This window comes from Hugenholtzia roseola DSM 9546 (assembly GCF_000422585.1).
GTDB classification, from domain to species: domain Bacteria; phylum Bacteroidota; class Bacteroidia; order Cytophagales; family Bernardetiaceae; genus Hugenholtzia; species Hugenholtzia roseola.
The window spans coordinates 1-26,091 of sequence record NZ_AUGI01000054.1; the positions used below are offsets into that span (position 1 = coordinate 1).

Annotated in this window: 15 protein-coding genes; 6 read left to right on the top strand and 9 right to left on the bottom strand. The window is 42.4% G+C overall.

The window, feature by feature from the left end; all coding sequences use genetic code 11:
- A partial coding sequence (locus G500_RS24855; RefSeq protein ID WP_154657048.1) for a transposase occupies positions 1-270 on the top strand: 270 nt, incomplete at its 5' end.
- 247 nt (positions 271-517) lie between these two features.
- On the opposite strand, the gene G500_RS0106380 is transcribed toward G500_RS24855, so the two are convergent.
- The 4 genes from G500_RS0106380 to G500_RS0106395 form a co-directional block, all read right to left on the bottom strand.
- Positions 518-2,041, bottom strand: a complete 1,524-nt coding sequence (locus G500_RS0106380; RefSeq protein WP_027001974.1) for an RtcB family protein — start codon at positions 2,039-2,041, stop codon at positions 518-520.
- A 133-nt stretch (positions 2,042-2,174) separates the two neighbouring features.
- A complete protein-coding gene (locus tag G500_RS0106385) occupies positions 2,175-5,684 on the bottom strand; it encodes a PAS domain-containing protein (RefSeq protein ID WP_154657049.1) in 3,510 nt (1,169 codons plus the stop codon).
- Positions 5,685-5,814: 130 nt separating this feature from the next.
- Complete coding sequence (locus tag G500_RS0106390; RefSeq protein WP_027001976.1) at positions 5,815-6,195, bottom strand: hypothetical protein; 381 nt, start codon at positions 6,193-6,195, stop codon at positions 5,815-5,817.
- 90 nt (positions 6,196-6,285) lie between these two features.
- Entirely contained in the window at positions 6,286-7,416 is a 1,131-nt protein-coding gene (locus G500_RS0106395; protein ID WP_027001977.1) for an FAD:protein FMN transferase, read from the bottom strand.
- A 252-nt stretch (positions 7,417-7,668) separates the two neighbouring features.
- Here G500_RS0106395 and G500_RS0106405 point away from each other — a divergent pair, with 252 nt between their 5' ends.
- Positions 7,669-15,369 (top strand): choice-of-anchor Q domain-containing protein, encoded by a 7,701-nt coding sequence (locus G500_RS0106405; RefSeq protein WP_027001979.1) that lies wholly within the window; start codon positions 7,669-7,671, stop codon positions 15,367-15,369.
- Positions 15,370-15,475: 106 nt separating this feature from the next.
- Here the strand turns inward: G500_RS0106405 and fsa are convergent, their stop codons facing one another.
- Positions 15,476-16,135, bottom strand: a complete 660-nt coding sequence (fsa, locus tag G500_RS0106410; protein WP_027001980.1) for a fructose-6-phosphate aldolase — start codon at positions 16,133-16,135, stop codon at positions 15,476-15,478.
- Between the two features lie 262 nt (positions 16,136-16,397).
- Positions 16,398-17,123: a hypothetical protein gene (locus G500_RS0106415; protein ID WP_027001981.1), complete on the bottom strand. Its 726-nt coding sequence runs from the start codon at positions 17,121-17,123 to the stop codon at positions 16,398-16,400.
- A gap of 125 nt (positions 17,124-17,248) precedes the next feature.
- Here G500_RS0106415 and G500_RS22565 point away from each other — a divergent pair, with 125 nt between their 5' ends.
- Genes G500_RS22565 through rsmG form a run of 3 tightly spaced genes read left to right on the top strand, consistent with a single transcriptional unit; the run spans position 17,249 to position 19,664 of the window.
- On the top strand, positions 17,249-18,373 hold the full coding sequence (locus G500_RS22565; RefSeq protein ID WP_161626091.1) for a glycosyltransferase: 1,125 nt from the start codon (positions 17,249-17,251) through the stop codon (positions 18,371-18,373).
- A complete protein-coding gene (locus tag G500_RS0106425) occupies positions 18,361-18,996 on the top strand; it encodes an RNA polymerase sigma factor (protein ID WP_035756479.1) in 636 nt (211 codons plus the stop codon). Before G500_RS22565 ends, G500_RS0106425 begins: the two co-directional genes overlap by 13 nt.
- Positions 18,997-19,031: 35 nt before the next feature.
- Positions 19,032-19,664 (top strand): 16S rRNA (guanine(527)-N(7))-methyltransferase RsmG, encoded by a 633-nt coding sequence (rsmG, locus tag G500_RS0106430; protein WP_027001983.1) that lies wholly within the window; start codon positions 19,032-19,034, stop codon positions 19,662-19,664.
- A gap of 379 nt (positions 19,665-20,043) precedes the next feature.
- Here rsmG and G500_RS22570 read toward each other — a convergent pair whose 3' ends face one another.
- From G500_RS22570 to G500_RS0106450, 3 genes are all read right to left on the bottom strand, one after another.
- Positions 20,044-21,585, bottom strand: coding sequence for a sensor histidine kinase (locus G500_RS22570; RefSeq protein ID WP_051203335.1), 1,542 nt, complete (start codon positions 21,583-21,585; stop codon positions 20,044-20,046).
- Between the two features lie 64 nt (positions 21,586-21,649).
- Positions 21,650-23,206 carry an OmpA family protein gene (locus tag G500_RS24860; RefSeq protein WP_086047836.1) on the bottom strand — a complete coding sequence of 519 codons (1,557 nt, stop codon included), beginning with the start codon at positions 23,204-23,206 and terminating at the stop codon, positions 21,650-21,652.
- A 42-nt stretch (positions 23,207-23,248) separates the two neighbouring features.
- Complete coding sequence (locus tag G500_RS0106450; RefSeq protein WP_027001985.1) at positions 23,249-24,142, bottom strand: coiled-coil domain-containing protein; 894 nt, start codon at positions 24,140-24,142, stop codon at positions 23,249-23,251.
- A 287-nt stretch (positions 24,143-24,429) separates the two neighbouring features.
- Here G500_RS0106450 and G500_RS24865 point away from each other — a divergent pair, with 287 nt between their 5' ends.
- Positions 24,430-25,947 (top strand): C1 family peptidase, encoded by a 1,518-nt coding sequence (locus tag G500_RS24865; RefSeq protein ID WP_051203336.1) that lies wholly within the window; start codon positions 24,430-24,432, stop codon positions 25,945-25,947.
- Positions 25,948-26,091 lie beyond the last annotated feature (144 nt).

The window sequence follows — 26,091 nt, forward strand, 5'->3', positions numbered from 1 at the left end:
AAGTTGGAAGAGGCGCAATTTTCCGCGCACGCTTTCAACTTGGGCATCAGAAAACATTGGGATATTGAAAATAAGGCGCATAAGAATAAAGATGTTATCTTTAAACAAGATAAAAACAGAGTCAAACAACCTAATCACGCTGTCAATAGAGCGATTTTGAATACCATTGTCATTAACCTGATGACAAAGTATTACAAACAAACAATCACACACAGCCAAATTTTATTCTGTTCTCATTTTCAAAATATCCTAACTATGAATAGAACTTAACATTACTGCCCCTATGGGGAGGGTTCGAAAATCAAATCATTTTTTTATGCTCACATAAAAAAATGATTCCGAATCAAAGCCCCGCCCTATGGCAGTGATGTTAAGTTCTGTGAAAAGTCTTGTTTTATTACAGTTTTTTCAAATTTGACACGAAATGAAATTGGACTTAAACCCTAAGGGTCTTCAAGACCCTTAGGGTTTGGGGCATAGGACAAGGCACTGCCTTGTCCCTACAAGCGACTACGATTCAACTTTCGTCAAAATTCATATCGCCTGCCTTTGTCTGACGCTTGTTGCGCTTGACTTCTTTTTCTGCCATACGGACAATTTTGGGTGTAAATTTCCCTACAATTCCTACCAAATCTTTTTGGAAACTCATCACCTTTTCAATGTCTTTGTACGCCATAGGTGCTTCGTCTAAGTCTGCCCCAATAAGTGTTACGTCGTTTTCAATAAGGGCGCGTTTCAAATCTTGCGGACTGATATTTTTAAGTGCCTGTGTGCGCGACATCTGTCTGCCTGCGCCATGCGAAGCCGACGCAAGAGCAGTGGTATCGCCTTTTCCTACCACAACATAACCTGCCTGCGTCATAGAAGCAGGGATAATTCCCAACTCACCTTTTTGAGCAGGTGTCGCGCCCTTTCGATGCACCATAACGGCTTGCCCTGTGGCTAAGGTTTCCTGCCAAGCGAAATTATGGTGATTTTCTACTTTTCGCAAAGGAAGTGCGTTTAGGTCTTTTGCCATTCTTTGGTGGATATGATGGTGATTGGCAGCCGCATATTCGCCCGCCAAATTCATACCTATCCAATATTCTTGCCCTTCTTGTGTGTTCAAATCGAGCCAAGCTAAATGTTTGGCTTCGGCAGGAAGTTTGGTAATTTCCATTGCCAATTTGGAATAATGCGAGGCTACGCCTGCCCCGAAGCCACGCGAACCCGAATGAGAAAGCAAGGCTACATATTCGCCCACAGGAAGCTGTAAAGCGTTTTCAGGGCCTTCGATGGATAAAATGCCCCATTCTACAAAGTGATTGCCTGTACCAGACGAGCCAATTTGCTGAACGGCTTTGCTTTTGAGTTGGCGAATTGTAGGGGAAGCCTGCCACTCCTTTTTTTCAAAGATAGGGTCGTCCCAAGGCGTTTGGAAGCCATTTCCTGTGCCAAAGCAAGTATTTTTTAGAAGCAAATTTTTAAAATAGTTTTGTTTTTTTTCAAAAAAACTCTTTTCTATTTCAAACACAGAAAGGCACATGCGGCAGGCAATATCCACGCCTACGGCAAAGGGAATAATTTTGTCGGCTTGGGTAGCCAAAACTCCTCCAATAGGCAAACCATAGCCATGATGCGCGTCAGGCATCAGTGCGCCCGCCACTGAAATAGGCAAACGCAAGGCGGTATCCATTTGCCCCTGTGCCGACTTTTCTATGTCCGCTTTTCCGAAAATGGCGTAAGAAAGAGGCGTTTCTTTCAACTCAAAACCATTTCTTGTTTGTTTTAAAGCCTGATTTTCTGTTTTGAAAAGCATTGCCTTTTCTACACAATCTTTCCAAAGTTCGCCCTCTTGCGGCGTGAAAGGCGACAAGTTTGCCGTTTGATTTTCTACTTGATGCTCTAATAGGTTAGCGAGTTGGGAAAGGATACTTTCTTTGCTATTTTTTTTGTTTTTTAAGGCTTCTTTGGCATATCTGCCTGCGGCTTTGAGCAGGTCTAAATGATAGATGCCTATTTTTTGCAGTTCTTGGGTAGAGATTTTTTTGCTGCGTTTCATTTTGTTGTGTCTGAAAGGGAACTTGAAAAAGAAATTTGAAAAATACGATAATTTCAAAAGACGAATTTGCGCCAAAAAGTTCCCTCACTTAGGACAAGGCAATGCCTTGTCCTTACTGATTTGTTTTTAGGGGTTAGATGCTTCTTTTTTTGTTGGGCAATTTTAGATAAAAAGTTGTTCCCTCTCGGTAGCGCGTTTCGAAGCGCAAACTACCCCCTAATTTTTTTACGGCACTATTGACGATATAAAGCCCCATGCCTGTCCCTGCCACAGACTCGGTGGCGCGGAAAAACATGTCGAAGATTCTATCTTTAAAATCTTGGTGAATACCGATTCCATTGTCTTGAATGGTAATAAGAATTGCCTGCGCTTCACTTTGTCGGAGGCTGATTCTAAGAAAAGAATGGCTCTTGTCGGGGTCGGCATACTTGATACCATTTTCTACAAAATTTTGCATAATGGTACGGAAAAGACTTTCATCAGAATAAAATTCAAGCGGCTCGATGTCATACTCAAAGGTGATTTGATTGTAGTAAGGTGCAAATTCGAAGGTCTTTTGCAAATCTTTGAGCATAGGGAGGACTTCTATCTTTTGCATCGAGATTTCTCTATTTTTGATGGCAGAAAGTTTGGTCAAATCTTTAATGCGCATCAATAACTTTTTGATAGAAGCCATCATCATATCCGAATAGAAAGCCATCTGCTCATGATTGATTTCCAGACGCATCAAATTGATAACGCCCTCTACGGAAGAAACAGGACCTTTTAAATCGTGCGAAGCGCGATACAAAAGCTGCTCCATTTCCTTATTGACTTCTAAGATTTCATTTTGCGCCTGCTTCAAAGAAGTTACGTCGGCTAAGGCACTGATATAACCTGTAATATTGCCTACCTCATCTTTGATGGGATTAGAGCTAACCCAAAGCCAAATAAGTTCGCCATTTCGTTTTCTAAGTTGTAGTTCGGAGCGTGTTTCTTTGTAGGGTTCGTCGGGATTGATGTGAAAATAAGCGGTTTCTTTTTCTAATTCATTGAAAAAAGCGGCATTTTCTTTGGTCTGGGGCGCAAGCATTTCAAAAAAGGGCTGCTCCAAAAATTCACTCTTTTCATAACCAAACATTTGAACTAATTGGTCATTGACAAAAAGGGTAACCCCTTCGGTATCTACCAAAACAATCCCTTCTTCCATTGTTTCTACCAAATTGCGATACTTTTCCTCACTCTGACGAATTTTCTTTTCTGCCGCTTTTCGCTCGGTGATGTCGCGCATAATAATCGCAATATCGCTCTGCTCCTCTCTGCGGGAGGTGCGAATGGAAAAGAAGGTCGCTAATACTTCCAAAGAGCTATTTTTGCGGCGGTTGATAAGTTTGAGTTCGCTTTCCCAACGGATACTTTTCTTTTCTTTTTGAAGCTGGGGCGCAAAGACTTCATTTTGGATTTGCTCGCGTTGGAGACGTGCATAAAAATCTAAGATAGATTTGCCTAATACTTCGTGATGCGAGGCGATACCTAATAGTTCGCAGCCTGCTTGGTTGATAAAAATAATATCGCCTTTGGGGTCTGTCATGCAGATGCAGTCGTGATTGCTTCGCACCAAAGAGATAAAGCGTTTTTTGTCTTGTTCGGTTACTACTTCGCGCGTAATGTCGCGTGCCACACCCATGACCGAAACCAAACGCCCCAAATTATCGAGCTGCGGAATCAGACGCGCTTCAAGCCAAATATAGCTGCCTTCGGTTTTGTGTTTGATGCGATAGCGATGCACCACATTTTCTTGATAGTAGATGGCTTTCTGCACCGCCTCCATCGCACTGCGTCTATCGGCAGGGTGAATAAGCCGTATCCAACTAAATTTGGGAAACTTAAAATCGTCTTTGAGATAACCCAAGACCTTAGAAAGGTGGTTGCTCACAAAAAGAAGTTCGCCAAACTTATCTACTTCTTTGATGCTAAAATGATATACAATTTCATCGATATTATCTAAAAGTCGTTTGTACTCCTGCCTGCTCTGATTGACTTCGCGCTCATTTTTTTTCTGCTCTGTAATGTTTCGCACCACAACCAAGACCTCATGAAGGCTACTTACTGCCAAGCGCGTTTCCAAGAAATAAAATTGTTGTGTTTTTTCATCAAATTGTTCATCTTCAAAAGTCTGGACGCGCCCTGTGAGAAAGGTTTTCTGCAATGCCGTTACCATTTTAGAAGAATAAACAGGACGCAGCGCACTTCTGATGTCATCGCCTACTTTTAGTTTCAAATCATACTCGCCTTTATTTTGCAGGTGCAAATTTGTAGCACGCCTATAATCTAAGACAATCCCCTCGCGTGAAAGCAATAAAATTGTATCGGGTAAGGCATTTAGAAGGGCGGCATTTTTGCTTTCGCTGGCATGTAGCTCGGCTTCTTGTAGTTTGTTTTTTGTGATGTCTGTTGCAATGACGGCAAAACCTGTAACTTCCTCGTCGGTGTACATGGGTGCAATGCGCATGCTGACCCATCGCCAATCTTCGTTGTCGAGGTAGAATTTTTTATCATAACGCCCTACCGATTTGCTCTGCAATACTTCCTCAATGATTGCCTTTACCTGCACTTGTTCGCCCAAAGAAAGAAAATCATAGACATTTTTACCCATCAATTCCGAAATAGAATAGCGTTCTATGGAGCGATTGAGATATAAAATTTCACCTTCCAAATCGATATGCAAGATATAATCAGGCGCGTAACGAATCAAAGAGCGGTACTTTTCTTCATTTTGGCGATAAGAAGATATATCCCACAAACTTACAAAGAGAAAGCGTTTTTCGCCTATTTGAAACATGTGCAGATGCAGGCTGCACCAGATAACCTTGCGCTTGTCGGGCGAATTGCCATTTTCATCTGCCCGCCAAAAACGCGCTTCATAACTTTTGGCTACATTTTTCCTACGTGCGCGACGTTTTGCCTGCACATAGTCGTTTGGGTCTATAAATAAATCAGTAAAGCGTGTGCCTATGATGCTTTCGGGGCTTGTCCGAAAAGTCGATGCCCAAAGGTTGCTGACGGCTATAATGTCGGCTGTGCCACTTAATTGCACCAATGCCGCCGAAACAGGCAGGTCTTGAATTTGGTATAACAGATTTTTGAGATAGCTTTCGTCATAGTTTTCGCCTTCGTTATCAGGCGAGGGCAAAGGGGCAGCATTTTTTGCCTGCCAAATTTGTAGAAAACCCAAAAGGGCTTGTCTTTCCGTTTGATACTGTATCTGCAAACAGCATAGCTTGTGGTTATAGACGATAAAATTGGCAATCTTACCCTTTTGCTTGGCTTGTTTGAGCATCTCTGCGCTGCCAAGCCAAGTAGGAAAAGCGGAAAGTTCGGTTGTGTTTTGCCCTATCCAATGCGCTTGTTCGAGTTGAAAGTCCTGACACAATTTACCTTTGAGTTGGGTCAGGATTCCATCTTGATTGATTTGCCAATAGAGAATAGAAAAAGTATCGAGAAATACCTCGTCAAAAGGGGCATCTTGCGGTGCTTGTGGCATAGGTAGATAATGAAAAAAAGGATTGATACAAAGACAAGGTAGCAGACCTGCGGGTAGCCTTTTAAGTAGCCCAAAGAAGTAGCCTAAGTAGCCTAAGTAGCCTATAAATAAGCCTAACAAGAGTAAGCTATAAAGTAGGCAGGAAAGAGAAAAAAGAAAGGGAATCTTTGAAAGACAAAAGATACAAAATTTTTCGCTATTGCAGCAACTCTCTCACCTTTTTTCGCCCTTTTTATTGGGTTTGTTGCCTTTATTTATGCGCCGCCTTCAAGTCTTTGCGCAAATCTTTATACAAACGCACGCCATTTTCTACGCTTTGCGGTCGTTTTTCCTTTCCCAGAGCCAAGATAATTTGCTGCGGATTGATAAGCTCAAAAAGGCAACGTTGCACATCTTTGCTGCCCTCTTTTTCTAATATCAAGTCCAGATGGTAGAACGCTCCCTTATGCGCCGAAAGGGAATAACTCATCTTTACCTTGTCCTGACTTTTGAGCAAGGTCTTTTCGGTTTGTATTTCGAGCAATCCGTTTTCGAAAAAGATAAAGTAGCCTTTTTGTCCTTTATCGAAACCTTCCCACTTGCCTACAAGTGAAAAAGTTTCGGAAGGCGTATTTTTTAAAAGAGATGACATGGGTTTGATGATTTGATAAAACAGTAAAATTTAAAATTTTTTGATGCTTTTGTAGGGACAAAGCAATGCCTTGTCCTAAGTTTAGTACCATCAATTACTCACTTTTAGACTTTTTTCAAAAAAAGAAGTAGTAAAAGTTTGCGTTTCTTTATCACTACCTACTATGAAATAAGCCCCTATTTGTTCCGCTTCGGGATATTGGGCAAGCATTTTTCCGCCTTTTTCTCTTCCCAAGACCATGCAGGCTGTGGCTAAGGCATCTGCCGTCATGCAGTCTTTCGCTAAGATGGTTACACTAAGCAGGTTGTGTGCCGTGGGGTAGCCCGTTGTGGGGTCTAAGGTGTGTGCATATTTTTTGCCTTCGCGGACATAAAACTTGCGATAGTTCCCCGAAGTTACAAGGGCGGCATCTTGCAATAGGACAGTAGCCTTGACAAATCTTTCTGTTTCCGAAGCGTTGGGGTCATCTATGCCAATAAGCCAACCTTTTTCTGTTCCATTTGTACCTTTTGCACGCACTTCTCCCCCAATTTCTACCATATAATGCTCAAATCCTTTTTGGCTTAGAAAATCGCAAACAATATCGACACCGTAGCCCTGCGCGATAGCGTTGAAATTAAGTCCTACGCCTTTTTTCTTTTTGCGAACCGAAAGGCTATCAAATTCTATCTTATCAAAACCCACGTATTGAAGCAAAGAATCTACCTGCGCGGTAGGCACTTTTTCGGGTTCTTCCATCTCGCCGAAGCCCCAAACGCGAATCAGAGGGGAAAGGGTAGGTTCGAAAGCTCCTGCCGAAATTTCATAAATTTCCCTGCTCTTTTGCAGGACAGGGTAGAAATAGGGTAGTGAAAAATGAATACTATCCTTTTCAAATTGATTAAACCTACTAATTTCAGAGTTGGAAATGTAAGTAGAAAGGCTCAAATTGAAGACATCTAAAAGCGAATCTATCTGATTTTTGAGTGCCATTTGTGTAGCTTCTGGAAGGTCTTTTTCGGCGATACGATACTTGATGTTGTAAGTTGTACCCATAGCCTCGCCTTGCAGTTGGTAGAGAAAGAGTCCGTCGAGGGCGGCTTGTTCTTTTTGTTGGGCGGCTTGCGCCAATTCCAACTTCGCTTTTTCGGAGGCTTGGTATTTTCTATAAAAAAATACTGCCGCCATGCTGCCTATCAAAATTAGGCTGTATATGATGTTTTTTCTCTGGTTTGAAGTCATCTTTAAAATGCCAAAAGGGTAGGAAAATCTTTTTTAGAAGCCGCTACAAAATTACGAAAATAGCGCAAATAAATAGGAAAAAGGATAAAACCCTTTGGCAGCAAAAGCGAGTAGTAGGCGAAAATATGCCTTCTATGTAAGCTTTGAGTGCCAAAAGAACCATTTGGGGCAAAAAATCGTATCTTTGAGATAGCTTTCAAGATTTAAATCAGACCAAATACATTACCCTCTTTTTTTTATTACAAAAAACTCATGCAAACACTACTACAAAAGGTTGGATTTTCTTTTTTCCTGCTCTCTTTTTTTTTGCTTTCTACCCAAATTTCGGCACAGACCACTTTTTACGTTAGTGCGTTTGGCAATAATGCCAATACAGGCTTAGATTGGGATAATGCCCTTCAAACCATAGACCAAGCCATTATTTCGGCTACCCCCCTTGCCACAGGCGGAAATTTGGTACGCATTTATGTAGAACAAGGCACTTATCTTGCCACGCCTGCCCTTAGCCTTAATAACCTCGACTCTTTGGCGATTTATGGCGGCTTCGACCAATTTTCAGCCCCTACCTTTGCCGAGCGCGACCCCGAAATTTATGTTACTACTATTGAAGGAAATGCGACAAATAGAATTTTCGAAATCAATGATAGCAAAGTCAGGATAGACGGTTTTCTCTTGCGCGACGGCGTAGCTGCTACTTCGGGGGCAGGTGCAGTAGCAAACAATAGTACCGTTTCTATTGTGTCTTGTCTTTTTCGTGAAAATAACATAGCCATATCGGGTTCTTCACCTTCCGTAGAAGCGCGAGGGGCTGCCTTTGTCGCCTTTTCGTCAGATATTTATTTGGAAAATACCGCATTTATACAAAACAAAATCGAAACCTTTGATGGGGCTGCTCCCTTTCTAACGACTTCGCCTATTTTAAAAGGTGGCGCAATTTACGCCGAAAATAGCACGCTTGTAGTTCTCGATTCGCGTTTCGAGGAAAATAGTGTAGTGGCTAACAACCCACAGGATTTAAGCCTAAGCAATACCGTACAAGGGGGAGCTATTTATTTAAACAATTCGCCTTGTGGCATCAGGAGGAGCATTTTCCGAAATAATGCTGCCAATTCGAGCGTAGAATATACCAGCGCGGGAACACAACTTGGGCAGGGCGGTGCGATTTATCATCAAGGCAATTCGCCTATCCAGATGCGGAATGTATTTTTTGAGGGGAATGTCGTTTCTATTGACAATTCCACAGGCAATGTGGTGGCAGAGGGCGGCGCAGTTTATAGTGCAGGCTTAAATGCCAATCGTTTGCACATGGCAGGTTGTTATTTTTTGAACAATCAGGTTACAGACCTGATTACAGGCACTTATTTTACGGGTTCTGTTTTTAGAGGTGGCGCAGTTTATACGGCTGAAACCTACCTTTTCAATAGTTATTTTAAAAACAATGAAAGTCTGCAAGATGCAGGGGGCGTTTTTCTAAGTAGCGCAGGTACGGTAGCAAGTGTCTTTGCCAATACCATTTTTCAAAACAACCTTTCTCTTAATCAGGCAGGGGCGTTGCAAATTGTAGCAGGAGCAAATGCGATAGTTGCTTATTCTACCTTTGTAGGGAACGACTCACAGGTAGGTGAGGCTGTGCGTATTACGGCTAATACCAGCGTCAGGCATTGCATTTTTCAGGACAATACCGAAGATGGCGTTTCGGGTGCTTTTCATGTTACGGCAGCACAAGACGTTACAGGTTCTACTTTGGTACAAACACCTGCCTACGGCTCTAACGATAATTCGACGATTATTTTTATTTCTTCCGACGATTTGCGTCCGCTTTGCAATCAGCCAACTATCAATTCTATCGCAACGCCTACCGTTATTGCCGACCTATTAGACATAGACGCTGACGGTGATGTAGCTGAAAACCTACCTTACGACTTTTCGGGGCTTGCGCGTCTGAATGGCAACATAGACCAAGGCGCATACGAATATCAAGACAAATACATTTTTTACGCCCAAACCGAAGGGAGCAACCCTGATATTTCTAACGGTTCAACTTGGGTTTTAGCCTTCGGAAATGGTAATTTAGACCCTATCTTGGGCAATATCAATATCATTTCGGCTACCTGCCCTAATATTGAAGTTTGGACAAAAGGAAATGAAACTAACTACTATACCTCCTCGCAGGCAGGCGCAACTGTTACTTTACAAAATAATGTAAAATGGTACGGCGGTTTTAGAGGTTTTGAACAAGACCCAAATAATAGGGTACTAACCGATTCGACGCGCTCTAAAATTCAAAGGTCGGTAGGACAAAACCATATCTTTCAAGGCATTGGAATAGACGATACCGCAATTATAGACGGTTTTTCCATAGAAAACGGTTTTGCCGTAGGTGCAGCACCTGATAACAATGGCGGTGGCATTTTCTTACAAAACTCACAAGTGCCTGTTCGCAACTGTTTTATCCGAAACAATTACGCTGATAATTCAGGGGGCGGCGTTTATTTGGAAAGCGTTAATAACCGTTTTGAAAATTGTAGGATAGAAAACAACTCGGTAAATTTGAGCAACGGCGGCGGCGTATTTGTCCTCAATTCTATTGTGGAATTTGCCAATACCATCTTTTTCGAAAACCAAACTTTCAACAACGCCGTAGCAGGCGGCGGCATTTATAGCAATAGCAGCACGACACGCCTTTTGGCTTGTACGGTAGTAAAAAATGCCTGTTTAGGTACAAGTGCGCAGGGTGGCGGTCTTTACTATGATGGTGGCACAGTGGCGATTCAGGGTAGTATTTTTTGGGGAAACTTCGCCGAAACAGACCCCCAAATTGGAGGCACAGCAACTTTGATAGAAGCCAATAATATCGTAGAGGGAGGCTTTAACACTGCCCTAACGGAAGACCCTAATTTTTGGGAATCTGATTTCAATCAAGACCCACTTTTTCTTTTGCCCAAACCTTGCTCGCCTGCCCTTAATGCAGGTGATAATGGGCTTGCCGTTCCCAGCACAGACGATTTTGGAAACCCCCGTATCTTTGATGGCACAATGGACATTGGAGCGCGTGAAGCCCAAAGCGCACCTTCGCCTGCCCCTGTGATTTATGTGAGAGCAGGCGCAAGTGGAAATGGCGATTCTTGGGATTCGCCTGTAGGAACGCTACAAGAAGCACTTGATTTGTATGACGGTTGTAGAGAAATATGGATAGCAGAAGGCACATATCTTCCTGATAATCAAATCGGTACGCTGCCACAAACACAAACTTTTTTATTGAATGACACGCATGACGAAATTCGCATCTTAGGCGGTTTTCCCGATAATCTGACCAGTGCAGCAGATGGCGATATAAGTTTGCGCGATTTTGCTGCCAATCCTACCATTTTGAGTGGTGATATAGGAATTACAGGAGATGATTCTGATAATGCCTACCATATCCTCTATATTCAAGCGGATTTTGACACAGAACTCTACCTCGATGGGCTAACCTTTTCACAAGGCAACGCCATAGGCACAAGCCTCGATGCCGAAGGAGGCGCAATTCACGCCATTTCGGGCGATTTAGACGTGAGAAATTGCAATTTTATCGCCAACAAAGCCATTGCAAACGGAGCAGCCATTTTCTACAATCCCGACTTTAATGCTACCAGCGGAAACTTTTTTAACTGCCTTTTTGAAGACAACCAAATTATAGGGACAGACAACGAAGATGGCGGAACATTTGCCCTTACCCGAATGGGAGGCGATACTTCCCTTAGTCTTGATAGTTGTGTCTTTGAAAATAACAGTTCTTTGGGAAGTGCAGGCGCGTTTTTGGCTTATGGAAACATCAATTTTGTTTCCTTTTCAAAGTGTAATTTTAAAGACAATACGGCGCAATTTGCAGGGGGCGCATTGTACGTAACCGACAACGCCTTTAATATCAACCTCGATAGCTGTTATTTCGAATCCAACTCTGCCGTTTTTGGCGGCGGCGCAATCGTAATCACAGACGGAACGACAGGTTTCAATATTACACGTTCCATTTTTGAAGAAAACCAAGCCAGCAACGGACAAGGCGGAGCTATCAATGCTTCCAACTCGCAATTTAAGCTCATGGACTGCCTTCTGCACGATAACGAAGCAAGTAGCGACGGAGGCGCAATCTTTATCTTCAACGACGCAGGCACGCCGCCTACCAAATTTGTCAATGTAACCTTTGCCGATAACGTAGCAGGGCTTAGTGGGGCAGGTCAAGGGGGTGCTTTATACAATCAGCTTTCCTCGAATGGACTTGAAATTTACAACTGCATCTTTTGGGACAATGAACGCGACGGAAGCGACAATAGCGGCATTTCGTCAGAATTTACAGGCATTTTTCCCGACATCATGCCCGCAGCGACCAATTTGGTACAAGACGGCAGTGCTTTTGGTTTTATCTTCGAAGACCCTCGCTTTTTAGACCCTGCCCAAGACGATTATCGTCTTTTTTCTAATTGTGGTTCGCCCGCCCTTGAAGCAGGAGATAACGCCATTGTGGAAACCTCGTTCGATTTAGCAGGTCAGAATAGAATCATTGATACAAATGTGGAGTTGGGTGCGTATGAAAGTAGTGGTGCAGAAATGCTCAACGCGCCTATCGGATTTTCTGCCGTAGCCCTCGATGCGGCAAGCATCAATCTCACTTGGGACGCTTATCCGCTTTCGCCTGCTATTGATGGCTTCAAAATTCAAGTAGATACCAATACCCTTGCGCCTGTTCATATCCAAACTTTATACCTGCCTGCCGCCCCTAATAGCTTCTTGCATACAGGCTTGGCAAGCCAAACGGAATATTTCTATACTGCGGCGGCGTATCGCGTCCTTGCAGTGGGCGATACTTGTTTTTCTTTGCCCATTACCTCTGCCACCACTACCTTAGCTCCAACGCCGCCCAATCAAGCCACTTGTGGCGCAAATAGCGTAGTGGCTCTGCCTGTGCAATACTTGGATTGCGACTATTCTATGGACTCGGTCTTGCTGCGCTTTACGGCTCAAATCAACCTCAATAGCAGCGATTCGCAATTCGTATCTCTCGATTTTAAGTATCGTCAAGACAATCTGACCAATTACACCACTATCCATAGCCTTAGCGCAGTGGTTTTTGGTGCAAATACTTATACTTTTGTCTATGATACTTTGCTGCCACGCCAAAGCGTATTTTCATATCAGGTAGAATTGAGAGATTGTAATAACAGTGCCTTTTTCGATGAATTTGAAGATTTCGTTGTCCCTGCCTATTTCGGTTCTAACCTTTTTGAGGCTTCTTATCAGGTTTGTGCAGGCGAAATGGTTTCTATTTTGATAGAAAGCGATAGCCTTATGCCTGCTTCTTCTGACGCGCCTTTTATTCGTTTTCGTTGGGAACAGTCTTTTGATGGCAATACTTGGTCGTTTCTTTCCGATTCGGCTTATTTAGAAAATGTAGAAGTGCCTTCTGCCTTCTTTTTGCGTAGGATAGTATCTGCACAGGCAAATCTGACTACCAATAATTCAAACAGTGCCGCCATTTGTACCGATATAAGTCCGATAATCGAAGTCCTGCGTTTGGAGCGTTTTGTTTCGGAAGCCGATTCGCTTATTTTAGTAGATATTTACCAGAATACGGCAGGCACGAATTGGACAAATACTTGGGATTTGACCGAACCTGTCTTGAATTGGGCAGGCGTAGAAATTTGTAATGGTTCAGTCATTGCGCTCAATCTTTCCAACAACAACCTAAGAGGCGTAGTGCCTACTTCGGTGCAGAATTTTTCCTTTCCTGCTCTCAATTTCAATACTTCGGGCAACTATTTAGACTTCGAATCTTTCGAACCCAACGTAAGTGCGCTGCCGAATTGGATTTATAGCAACCAAGCCAAAATCAACGACCAGCAGTATATCGAAATTTTGCAGGGCAACGACACCACTTTGCAGGTCAGCACTTACGGAAATTTCAATACCTATCAATGGTACAAAGACAATCAACCTTTGACAGGGCAGACGGCTTCTACTTTGCTTTTAGAAAATGTAACGCCACAGGCGGCAGGTATTTATACTTGTTGGGTGCGAAATACCGTCGCTACAGACCTTACCTTGATTCGAAATGATATTCAAGTCAATGTTTTGCCCTTTGTACCTACTGCCGACTCGCTCGTGTTGGTCTTGTTTAATCAAGCCACAGGGGGCGAAAATTGGTTTAGAAAGTGGAACTTTGAAGACCCCGTCGCTACTTGGGAGGGGATTAAGTTTGAAAATGGCGTTGTTACCGAAATTGATTTGAGCAGCAACAACCTAAGCGGCTCTATTCCTGATGTGTTTTTTGCTGATTCTATTCGCATTTTGCGCCAGTTGCGCTATCTTAATCTCTTTGATAATCAGCTGGTAGGCACATTGCCTCCGACCTTTTTCAATTTGGTCAGTTTGCAGTACCTCGATTTGAGCAAAAACGCTTTTTCGGGTGCAATTCCTACCGAAATTGAAAGATTGCAAGACCTGATAACCCTTTGGCTTTCGCAAAATAGACTGACAAGCCTGCCCGAAAACATAGGCAATCTTAGCCGCTTAGAAAATTTATACCTAAGCCACAATCAATTTGAAAGCCTACCTGCCCAAATTGGAAACCTAAGCCGCCTGCGGACGCTTTATTTCGACTACAATCAAATCACAGTCATTCCTGCCGCTTGGGAAACCCTCGATGCTTTGCAAACTTGGGAAGGTTCGAGCAATAAAGTTGTCAATATGCCTTTTTCTCTTGCTACCCTACCTGCCCTTAGAAGTTTTGCCCTGTCCGATAACGCACTTCTCAACTTTACAGAGGCTTTCCCTCCGCTTTTAGACAAGGTTTCGGTAGATAGAAATGCGTTGGATTTTGGCGATTTCGAGCCTTTGATGGCAGCTGCAAACCGTCAGCTTTCTGAATTTAACTATTCGCCCCAAGCCGACATCAATGAAGCTCTCACAATTTTAGTGGAATTGGGCGAGCCGCTTAGTTTTGCCGTTCAAACGGAAGGGCGTTTCAATCGCTATCAATGGTATCAGGACAATACTTTTATTTTCAATCAGACCAACGCCCAACGAAGCACTACACGCGCCAACTACACTTGGGCAGGCGTGCATTTTGCCTTAGTCAAAAACGACCTTGTGCCAAATCTAACGCTGCGCCGTCGCAATATAGAAGTTCAGATAGATTGCGACTCTTCCTTGCTTGCCATTCAAACGCAAGACCCGCTTAGTTTTTGTCAGGCACAAGAGGTCAGGGTACGCATGCAGGTGGAAAATATAGCAGGTTTCCGCTACCAATGGTTCAGAAATGGGCTTCCTTTGGCTTTTGCCACAGATGCAAGCCTAACTACTACTTTGGCAGGGCGTTATTTTGTCCAAATTTCAGAGGCAAGCGGTTGTAATAGAAAAACAGAGGAGATAGAAATTCGCGTAGGCGTGGTAGAGCCTATTTTTGTCCAAAATGCAAATTTGCTCATAGACCAAACGCAGGCGCAGAATCCTACCCAGAATCTAACTGTCCTCACGCGCCAATGGTATCGCGATGGAAATGCGTTGGCAGGTGCAAATGATTCTATCTTGCAAGTGCAAGTTTCGGGCGAATACCGTTTGGAATTGATGCTCGAAAGTGGCTGTTTGGCACTTTCTGCACCCAAAACAGTATCCGTTACGGCACTCGACGTGCCTATTTCGCAAGGCAACCTTTCCCTTGTTCTCTTTCCAAATCCTACCCAAAATATTTTAAACCTGCGTTTTGAAGGAGTTGGAAATGGGGTTGAAAGCAGTGTTGCCCTGCAAAAGGTAGAACTCTATGATGCCACAGGTAGGAAAGTCGCAAGTCCTATTTTTGAGATGCAAAGCATAGGGCATTATCAGCTAACACTTGAAAGCAGTTTGGCTCGCGGTTGGTATCAAATTCGCATTTATACAAAAGAAAAGATTTTCCAAAGTGGCATTTTAATAGAATAAAAACGCTACAAAGAATAGGAAAACAAAAAATAAGAAAAGAAAAAGCTAACAGTTTTAAAAACTGTTAGCTTTTTTAGTATTTTCTAATTAGTAGGCTTTAATAGACTTAAAGGCTTAATTTTTTCGCATCTTGTAAAAAAGTTGCCAATCCTGAATCCGTTAGTGGGTGCTTTAATAGCCCCATAATCACCGAAGCAGGGCAGGTTGCGACATCCGCGCCCATTTCGGCACAGGCAATAAGGTGCGTTGTGTGGCGAATAGAAGCCGCCAAAATTTCTGTTTCGAAGCCGTAATTATCAAAAATTCTGACAAGTTGCTCGATAAAACCCAAGCCATCTGCGCCAATATCGTCCAAACGCCCAATAAAAGGCGAAACATAAGTAGCACCTGCCTTTGCTGCTAAAATAGCCTGCCCTGCCGAAAAAACCAGTGTGCAGTTTGTCTTAATTCCTTTTTCAGTAAAATATTTAATCGCTTTTACACCATCTTTTATCATCGGTACTTTTACTACAATATTAGGGTCTATGGCGGCTAAGGCTTCGCCTTCCGCTACAATGCCCTCAAAATCAGTAGCAATGACCTCCGCACTTACATCACCTTCGCCCACAATCTCACAAATAGCCTTGTAATGGGCAAAAATAGCATCTTTACCTGTAATGCCCACTTTTGCCATCAAACTTGGATTGGTCGTTACGCCATCTAAAACGCCTAACGCCTTACATTCTGCAATCTCTTGCAAATTAGCAGTATCTACAAAGAACTTCATAGGGATATGATATGAATGAGGGTGATTGAAAAGACAAAGTTTCAAAAAAAAAGCCGCAATCGCAAATTAAAATATACAAAAGTCGCAATCCCCAAAAAATCTTATTCATACCATAATAACAAATCCCGCAAAGATATATTTGCGGGATGTTATACAAAAACATAAAAACAATAGGGAGTTGTAGGAATTGCGACGTTTAAATGCCGTTTAAAAAGCCTTTAATTCCAAACAATGAACGATTGGAGCTAAGGGCTTTTCTTTCTCAAAGGCGAATAATTTTTCTGACCCAAACCTCTGAAAGATTTTCGGGAAAAAAGAGTAGATAATAAATTCCCTTTGTAGGCGGTAGCGAAAGTCGGGCTTGCGTTTCTGGATTTGGATAATTTCCTGCTTCTATAAATTGTTGCTGAAAAAAAAGTTGCCACTTTCCTTTTCTTGGTGCTTGTAGTCGAATTTTCTCTTCCCCTTGAAGTGGGTTAGGGAAAACGATGAGCGGATTTTCTTTTGTCGCAATTTCATCTAAGGCAAGCGGCTGTCGCGTCCTGCCGACATAAGTAAGAGTTAGGGCTTGTTCAGGGGCTTCAATAGGGAAAACGCGCAGGATAACAGTAGCGGTATCTGTGGTACGATTTGGAAAAAAATGAACTAAAAGAAAGTTAGCATTTGTATTTTCCAAAGGTAAAATAAAATCGGCACTATCTATTTCTTCGGCATGGAAATTTTGTATATCTTGCGTTTGGGTACGCCACCCTGCTGGTATGTCTTTGTACGTTCTGACCCAACGTAGCGGCAAATCGCGTCCGCTGTGATTGTAGAGTTCTATCCAATCATAAAAAAATAGGGCGTTGATGCTGTTATCGAAGTTGGTTTCAAGGGAATCGACCGAAAAAAGCCTATCTTGCGCCCTTGCGTCTGAAAAATTTGAAAAAAAAGAAGTCCAAATTATCAGAAAGGCGAAAACAGGTTGAAGCGATAATCTTACATTCATTGTTTTTCTTTGTTATGGTTTTTGTGGTTCGAAATGGGTCTATATTTCAAGGTGCGCCCCAAAGATATGCTTTTTTTGCCACTTCGAGCCTATTCTTTCTGCCCAAAATAGAGAAGTTGAACATTATGAACCTTACTTTTATTTTTTTTCTAATTTGTTTTGTCATACAGTTATATTTTATAGTTTTTTATTTTGGAAAACTAAGTATTCAACTCCAAAAAACACAACGCCCTACTTTACATTCGAAACAAGACGCACCTATTGGGGTTTCTATCGTGATTGCAGCCAAAAATGAGGCGCAAAACCTGCCTGCCTTGTTAGAAAACTTAGCGGAACAGGATTATCCTCTCTTTGAAATTTTAATCGTCGATGACTTTTCTACCGACCAGACAAAAGAAATTTTGGAGTCTTACCAAAAAAAAATACCTTTCCTGCGCTATCTGCCACTACAAACCTTAGCGGATAGTGGAGGTAAGAAAAGAGCCTTAAATGCAGGAATTTTGGAAAGCCGTTACGACTTACTCCTACTTACAGATGCAGACTGTTTGCCAAAAAGCAAAAGATGGATACAGTTTTTTGTAGAAAAAATGGAAGACTCAAAAGTGCAAATCGTATTAGGAGTTTCCCCTTATCGCGTTGCCCCTACGCTGCTCAATTGGGTAGTACAATGGGAAACACTCCTGACAGCCTTGCAGTATCTAAGTTTTGCTTTAAAGGGAAAACCCTATATGGGCGTAGGGCGAAATTTGGCGTATCGGAAGTCGTTATTTCTTTCAAAAGGGGGATTTTCAAAACATTGGCATTTTAAAAGTGGTGATGACGACCTTTTTGTGCAGGGCGCAGCAGAGGCGCAAAATACTGCCATTCTGACAGAATCAGATAGCCATACCTTTTCAGACGCACCGACAACTTGGTGGGCTTGGTTTTTGCAAAAGAAAAGGCATCTGGCGGCAGGCAACTATTATCGGACGAATATCCGCCTGCATTTAGCATTTTTTTTACTCTCCTTAATAGGTTTTTATGTAACTTTGTCATGGATATACTTAGGTACAAAATGGGGAATAGAAGCAGGGGCATTGTATCTGTTTCGTTATGTAATATTTTCGCTTGTTTTGCATCTAATTACTCGAAAGTTAGCCTACTCGCTTGCGGTACTCACCTTGCCGTTTTTTGAGCTGTTTTTTGTTCTCTACTATCCCTTCACCGCCCTTACTGCCTTTTTTAGCCCACACACCACATGGAAAAAATAAACAAAAACGACCCCAACGAAGAGCTGGACAAACAATTTTCTAACAAAGCACAAAAAGACTTCGAACTCATAGACTTAGCCGTCAAAGGAGATGAGCGTGCCTACGCCGAATTGATGAACAAATACCGCAATTCGGTCTATTTTATGCTATTGAAGATGGTAAAAAATACCGATGATGCCGAAGATTTGACCATTGAAGCCTTTACAAAAGCCTTTCGAAACCTAAAAAAGTTCAAAAAAGAATACACTTTCAGCACTTGGCTTTTTCGTATCGCTACCAATAATTGTATAGATTTTATCCGAAAAAAGAAATTAGAAACAACAAGTATTCATAGTTCCTATAAAAATGACAACGGGGAGGCGATGATGATGGAAGTGCGCGACCAAACGCCCACCCCACAGGAAGAGGCAATAAAAACACAGAAAGCCGAATTTGTACGCCATTTTGTAGAAATGCTGCCTGCCAAATACAAACGTTTGGTAGAATTGCGCTATTTTGATGAACTTTCTTATGAAGAAATTGCAGAAGAATTGGAAGCACCTTTGGGAACGGTAAAAGCCCAGCTGCACCGCGCACGCGAATTGCTCTATGATTTAGTGAAAGATAAAAAAGATGTCATTTAAAAAATATTGACCATACAAACGGTTTTTTATACACGATGGAACTCATAAAAAAATACTTTCCCCAGCTTTCTGATACTCAAATTTCGCAATTTGAGGCACTCCTGCCGCTTTATACCGAATGGAATGAAAAAATCAATGTCATTTCACGCAAAGACATCGAAAATCTCTATGAAAGGCACGTCTTACACGCCTTAGCCATAGGAAAAGTAGCATCTTTCGAGCCAAATGACCGCCTTTTAGACGTAGGAACAGGGGGCGGCTTCCCCGGTATTCCCTTAGCCATTCTTTTTCCCGAAGCCTCTTTTCATTTGGTAGATTCTATTGGAAAGAAGATAAAAGTGGTACAGGAAGTTGCTGCTGCTTTGGGTCTGAAAAATGTAGTTGCCGAACAAAAAAGGGGGGAAACCCTGCCCCAAAATTACTATGATTTTGTGTTGGGACGTGGCGTTACGGATATAAAAGTGTTTTTTCATTGGGTAAGAAAGCTCATCAGACGAAAAGCCCAGTTGGAAGAAGGCGAAATGAAAAATGGCATTTTATACCTAAAAGGCGGCGATTTGAAAGAGGAGTTAGCGGATTTCAAACATCATATCCGTCTGATAGAAATTGCGGATTTTTTTGAGGAGGAATTTTTCGAAAGCAAAAAAGTGCTATATATTCCGCTTTAATCTCTTTTTGTAGCGCGAAGCTCCAGCTTCGCGCGTAACTACTTAGTAATGTTAAGTTTTTTAAAAAAACTGCTTTTTGGGTCTGAACCCCTTTTTTATGGGGTTGTTACAAGAGTCAGAATGTCAAAAAACGGAGTTTTGTGCTTCGCGCAAACCTGCTGAACCCCCACCCTGCCCTCCCCCCATAGGGGAGGGTTCGAAAACCGAATCATTTTTTTATGCTCGCATAAAAAAATGATGCCGAATCAAAGCCCCTCCCTTTGGGGGAGGGGTTTGGGGTGGGGTGTATTTAAGGCTTTTATCGTTGTAACAACGCCTTTTTTTATTTCAATCTCACTTAGGACAACACAGTGCCTTGTCCCTACATTTGCAACATAAATCAATCTTTTTCCATTTGATAGGGCAAAAATAGGACAAAGGTACTACCCTTTCCTTCGCCTTCACTTTCCGCCGAAACAGTGCCATGGTGAGCGGCTGCCATCATTTTGACATAAGCCAAGCCCAAGCCAAAGCCCTTTACGTCGTGTAAGTTTCCTGTCGGCACGCGATAAAATTTTTCGAAAATGCGTACCAAATGCTTTTTAGCAATGCCTTGTCCTTTGTCGCTAATGCGAATCTCTATGCCGTTTTTTATATTTTGTGTTTGGATAGCGATGTCGGGCGCAGTGGGCGAATATTTGTTGGCGTTATCCAGCAGGGTCATGAGCATGCTTCGCAAATGAACGGCATCGGCTTCTATTAGTGGCTGTTCGGCATCGAGGTAGGAGGCGATAAAACCGTTGCGCTGTGCTATCTGAATTTGCATGCTATCTACAATGCCCTCGATAAGCTCATGCACATCTATCGTCGTAATTTTTAGCTTGTACTCTTTCTTGTCTAATTTTGCCATATCCAACACGCGCTGTACCTGCGTTTCGAGCCGCTTGTTTTCCGATTCTGCCATAGAAAGGTAATGTTTGTATTTTTCCTCATTTTGGCGCACAAGTGGCTCTTTGAGCATATCGCAAACCAAACGAATGGTAGAAATTGGCGTTTTAAATTCATGCGTCATATTGCTAATAAAATCATTGACTACCTCCGAATTTCGCTTCTGTTGAAAGACTGTCCAAATCACGACCCCAAAACAAGCGACCATAATTAGCACAAAAACACCGCCCGTAAACATAGCCGAAATCAAATCTGCCGTTACATAACTCTTTTCTTCGGGAAAGATAACGTACAAATAATTTTCGTGGATACGCAAATCGTTGGGAAAAAGGCGCACTTTCCAAGGGGTTGTGTCCCATTTGAATTGGGGCGAAGTGGAGGAGGCATAAAAGACCTGTTGAGTTTGATTATCTACCAGCGCAAATTCATATTTTAAGTTTAGGTTTTTTTGCTTTAATTCTTTTTGCAAAAGGGAATTTATGATGGTATAAGATACGCGATTTTCTATGGGTTGCTCCGATTCATTGACGCGCTGCAAAACGGCATTGATAAAATCGAGTTTGCGCTGATATTGTTTGAAGTGGCGCACCGCAGGATTTGCCCCTTCTATTTGTGTGGCATTGTAGGCAGGACTTAAAGACTTCGGATAGACTTGAAAATTTCCATCTGCATAGACCAATTCTATATTCAGCAAAAATTTTGTACTATCGCCTTGAAGCGAGTCGCGGCTTAGACTATCGGTCGTATTTTCTCCTTGTGGCTTGCCGAGCATCTGCATATCGTTCTGCTTTTCGAGCAATTCTTTTGAGATAATAACCGCTTCCTGCCTTTCCAAGAGCATAACGACACGACTTAGCACCTGCCTGACTTCTTGCCCAAATCGCTCCTGTGCAGCATCACGAATTTCGGTGAGCCAATAAAATTGCACGCCAAGCAAACCCAAAGAGGTGATACCCAAAAGTAAGATGATAAGTTTTAGATAGGAAGTTTTCATTTTCAAAGATAAAATATAACAAAAGACAAGAACGATTTGGTGATAACAAAATTATTTCGCCCCACTATTCCGCCACAATTTTTAGCTCTACGCGCCTATTTTCTCTGCGCATTTTTTCGGTCAGATTTGCATTCAAGGGTCTTTGGCTGCCATAGCCTTTTGTCTTGATGCGCCTTTCTTCTATGCCATGCAAGATAAGAAATTCCTTGACGGAATCGGCTCTATCCTTTGAAAGTTGCAAATTGATTTGTTCGTCGCCTACATTGTCGGTATGTCCAGAAAGTTCTATTTCTAAGGTAGGATTCTGACGCATCAAATTGAGCAAGGCTTCCAAAGAGCCAAAATCGCTTAATTCGGCACTGGCACGTTGAAATTGCACCTTCAAATCCAATATTTCACCTACTTTGATAGACTGCCCTTCGATGACAAAGGTTTTAGTAGTGAGCGGATTTTGCAGGCTATCTGCTACATTTTCTACCTTTGTTTTATCCGATTTGTCTATATTTTCGAGGACAAAAATTCCCTGCCCCATTGTGCCTACCCAAATTCTGCCTGCCTTGTCGCGCCGCAGCACCGAAATAGGCAAAGTAGGCAATAGCGGCGATTTTTGCCACTTGCTTGCCCCTTCTTTTTTAGCCGCTATTCGGAAAAGTAAGCCAAAGGACGACGCTCCCCAAAGTGTTCCCTGCTCATCAATAAGCATCTGGCGAAATTGCAGGTGCAAATCTTTTGAAGTTTCCTTTTCCTGATTTTGATAAAAAACAGGCTGCTGATTTTCGGTCTGGCTTAGGTAGAGCGTGGCAGGAATTTTTCCTTTTTTAGGATAGTCGCTGCCCCATTCCTCAAATTCGTCAAAGTAGAGGGCATGGGTTAGATGCGGACTGACCATTTTCCACTTTTTGCCGTCGTAGGTGAAAAGCCCTTTTTCTGTCGCAATCCATTTTTCATTTGTATTGTGATTAGGCTTCAAAATTTGAAAGACGCGCTTAATTTTTTGGTTCGGATGTCTTAGAATTTGGAAAGGTGGGGGCAGGGCTTGCGCCTGCTTCAAATCTTGGTCTTTTATTTCTACACAAAAAAGCCCTTTTTCTTCTGTGCCAAACCAGACAAAAACTTTTTGCTTGTGCCTTTCCAAAGCGATAGTAATAATGGGGGGTTGTTCTTCAAAATTTTGGGTATAGGCGTAAAAATACTGTTCCTTTTTCTGAATTAAACCATTTTGATAAGTGCCAAGCCAAAGCGATTGGCTTTCGTCGTCCCAAAATAAGCTGCGAATCCCCTTTTTTAGTACCCTGCTAAAAAAAAGTTGCACCGAATCGGTAGGCAGATGTAAGGCAGCAAGGGCGGCATCTGTCAGGGTTTTGCCTTGCGTATCCATCAGACCCAAGCCTTCATTTGTCGCAATCCATACTTGCCCTTGTGGAGTCAGGACTAAATCTTGGACAAAGTCGTTTGGAAGCGGGCTGTTTTCTTTGGTAAAATGTGCTACAATTTGATACTGTGGCTTTTCTTCTTGTGCTTTTATCGGTTTTATGTAAAAACCAAATAAAAACACAAACACAACCATTATCCCTTTCACAAGAGAGGACAAACGGCTGTGTTTTAGTAGGAATACGGTCATATTAGTTTTGAGTAAAAACGATTTTATCCTTTATTTTAAATCTTACTTTTTCACAGAAAAGCGATAAGGTTCGGTCAGGATTTGGTCGCCGTAGCGTACTTGGAAATAATAAGATTGTGCCTGAAAGGTTTTTTCTACCGACTGTTTCCAAACAATGCGCTTGCGCTCGCTCTCAAAGATTTCATCTTGACAGTATAGTGGCACATCTTTGCCTTGCTCGTATAAACAGAGGGTAATATTGGCTTGTGTAGGATTTCCCTTCAATTTGAAAAAATTAAGGTCTAAATCTACCAAAACTTCGCCTATGTCTTGTATCGGATAGATGCCGCCTTCTTCCATGAGCAACAATTTGGGGCTATATCCTTCCTTTTGGCTGGTGTTTTTGAGCAGGTCTTTTTTATCGCGATAATAGCAGTCAAACTTATTGAAGGGAGGAATTTTCTCGATGATGTCGGTTAGTCCGTTCATGACTTCGTTTATTTCCTTCATTTGTTTGAGTTGTTTGATTTTATTGACCATAAACTCATTGTCGGCGAGGAGTTTTTTCTTTTCTTCTCTGATTTCGGCTACTTTTTTCTCTTCGAGAGCCAAATTGCGATACTCCCTAAATTCGTTTTCTTTTTTAGCCAATAAACTTTGATACTCTTTAATGGTTTGTTCTAATTCGGTGGCTTTGCTTTTGAGTTCGCTCTGGTAGTCGTGCAGGGTATCTGCCTGCGCTGAGGCGTTGTCGCGAGCTTGGCTGATGGCGCGAATGGCTTGTTCTAAGGTGTCAATTCTTTTCTTTTTGGCTTCTATTTCTTTGTCTTGTTCGAGGATAATTTCGCGTGAGGCTTTGAGTGCCTCCTCTTTTGTATTGGTACAATGGGTAAGGGTCAGAAGCAAACAAAGGGCAAGGCAGGCAGCGGAAAAAGCGCGGAAACTTGATTTTGTCATCGGTAGAATAGGTTTATATGCGAAATAGAAGGGTAGAAAAGGGGAGTGAAAAAAGGTTTAGGATAAGAAGCAAGCAAGATAAACATTTTTGCCTACAAAGCGTAACTTAGAACGGCAAAAAATAGCGGTTCTCTTACAAGGCTAAGTTTGTGCTGCAATTTAAACCCAAATTCAGACGAAAGGAAAGAATTTGTCTGTTTTTTTTGCGTTTTCGAAGCAAAAGACCACCTTTTCAGGAACGAATAAGAGCTAATTTGCCTCAAAACTAATAAAATTCCTATCGCAATATGCACCTAAGAACATCAAGAAGTCGTTTTTTTTCACTTTTTATAGAAAAAAAAGACCTAATGCCGCCTTTCACCTCTTTCCTACTTCTTCTTTTGCTTTGTAGCCTTTTAGAGCAGGCGAAGGGTCAAAATCCTGCCTCAAAAGGCGGAGGGCTACTTTTAGAAGCCGAAGAAGCCACTTTTGAGCAAGTACCACTAAAAAAGCCCTATCTTTCTTATTCCCTCAATGGCGAAGGTTATGTAGGTACGCGCGGACTGCCCAGCGCGGCTTCGCTCAAAGTATTTGCGCCTAAGGTAGGCAATCAGGCGAATTTTGGCACTTGTGTTGGCTGGACTTCGGCTTATGCAGCGCGGACTATCATCGAGGCTAAAAAGTTGGGACTGCGCCAAACGGCAGAAATCAATAAGATAGCCTTTTCACCGGGTTTTTTGTATCAGATTGCAAAAAAAGCCGAAGACGATAATTGTCAGCAGGGCATTTATTTGATGGACGCACTCGATAAAATGCGCATCAATGGCGTAGCCCCCCTTAGTCATTTCCCTACCGATTGTGGCAATTACATTTCCGAGCGCGTCTATCAGGAAGCGCAAAAATATACCATCAAAAGCTATGCACGCCTTTGGAGCAGGCAGGACAACGAGGAGGCGCGTGTGCAAGCCGTCAAGCAGAGTATTGCCGAGGGGAATCCCGTTGTGGGCGGTTTGCTTGCGCCGCCTTCGCTTTATATGGCGCGAAACCAATGGTTGCCTACCGAAAGCCCCGAAACGGTCAGAGAAGGGCATGCGGTCTGCATTGTAGGGTATGATGATGCGTATTTGGGGGGTGCATTTGAAATTATGAACAGTTGGGGTGAAAATTGGGGAAACAGGGGTTTTACTTGGGTTACTTATCACGATTTTGCCCTTTATTTTAAGTTTGCTTATGAAATTATTGGCGATATTAGCGAGCTAAAACCGAAGCCACTTTTTGCCGCAAAGGTAGAGTTGCCTCTTTCAAAGGGCGGCGAGATGTCTTTCAAATTTCGCTATCCTACCTACCAAGCCCTGCAAGGCTATGCTTCGGGAACACAATTTCAGATAGCGGTAGAGGGCAGTAAGGCGGCGTATCTCTATGTTTTGTATGGCGACAAAAGCCACCAGCGCGTCCAGGTTTTGTATCCAAACCTAATGGAAATAGAGATGGGAAAGGATACCGAAATACCACTAAAAACACATCAAAAGTTTGCCCTGCCACAAACAGGAGGCTATCTAACCTTAGATGCGACAAAGGGAAAGGATTATCTCTGTCTAATTTTTAGCGCAAAGCCCTACCCCATCGAGGAACTATTAAATCGTATCGAAAAGCTACCTGCTCACCTGCCTTTTTCCAATAAAATCCTAACGAATCTAAGAGCAAAACCGCTTACGCATCAGGAAATAGACTTTAAAGAGGGCAAGATAGCCTTCGAAATTCCTGCTACTTTTTCGATAACGAGCGACTTTCTTGTCCCTGTTTTTATAGAATGGGAGCATTTTTAGTTAAAAAATCTAAAAAAATTATAAGGTTTTGAAGACCAAAGTGTCCAGTTTTGTTGGGAGCAAATGAGAAGCTGGACACTTTGTGTTGTAGGAGTTAAGAAGTTGAGTGCGAAAATATATTTGCATAACAAAAGAATCCAACTT

What these genes read in the sequence shown, in the direction of transcription:
- G500_RS0106450 (WP_027001985.1), bottom strand. Translation starts at nt 24,142, where the DNA reads ATGACAAAATCAAGTTTCCGCGCTTTTTCCGCTGCCTGCCTTGCCCTT.
- G500_RS24865 (WP_051203336.1), top strand. Translation starts at nt 24,430, where the DNA reads ATGCACCTAAGAACATCAAGAAGTCGTTTTTTTTCACTTTTTATAGAA.
- G500_RS0106415 (WP_027001981.1), bottom strand. Translation starts at nt 17,123, where the DNA reads ATGAATGTAAGATTATCGCTTCAACCTGTTTTCGCCTTTCTGATAATT.
- G500_RS0106395 (WP_027001977.1), bottom strand. Translation starts at nt 7,416, where the DNA reads ATGACTTCAAACCAGAGAAAAAACATCATATACAGCCTAATTTTGATA.
- G500_RS22570 (WP_051203335.1), bottom strand. Translation starts at nt 21,585, where the DNA reads ATGAAAACTTCCTATCTAAAACTTATCATCTTACTTTTGGGTATCACC.
- G500_RS0106405 (WP_027001979.1), top strand. Translation starts at nt 7,669, where the DNA reads ATGCAAACACTACTACAAAAGGTTGGATTTTCTTTTTTCCTGCTCTCT.
- G500_RS0106380 (WP_027001974.1), bottom strand. Translation starts at nt 2,041, where the DNA reads ATGAAACGCAGCAAAAAAATCTCTACCCAAGAACTGCAAAAAATAGGC.
- G500_RS22565 (WP_161626091.1), top strand. Translation starts at nt 17,249, where the DNA reads ATGAACCTTACTTTTATTTTTTTTCTAATTTGTTTTGTCATACAGTTA.
- G500_RS0106390 (WP_027001976.1), bottom strand. Translation starts at nt 6,195, where the DNA reads ATGTCATCTCTTTTAAAAAATACGCCTTCCGAAACTTTTTCACTTGTA.
- fsa (WP_027001980.1), bottom strand. Translation starts at nt 16,135, where the DNA reads ATGAAGTTCTTTGTAGATACTGCTAATTTGCAAGAGATTGCAGAATGT.
- G500_RS24860 (WP_086047836.1), bottom strand. Translation starts at nt 23,206, where the DNA reads ATGACCGTATTCCTACTAAAACACAGCCGTTTGTCCTCTCTTGTGAAA.
- rsmG (WP_027001983.1), top strand. Translation starts at nt 19,032, where the DNA reads ATGGAACTCATAAAAAAATACTTTCCCCAGCTTTCTGATACTCAAATT.
- G500_RS0106425 (WP_035756479.1), top strand. Translation starts at nt 18,361, where the DNA reads ATGGAAAAAATAAACAAAAACGACCCCAACGAAGAGCTGGACAAACAA.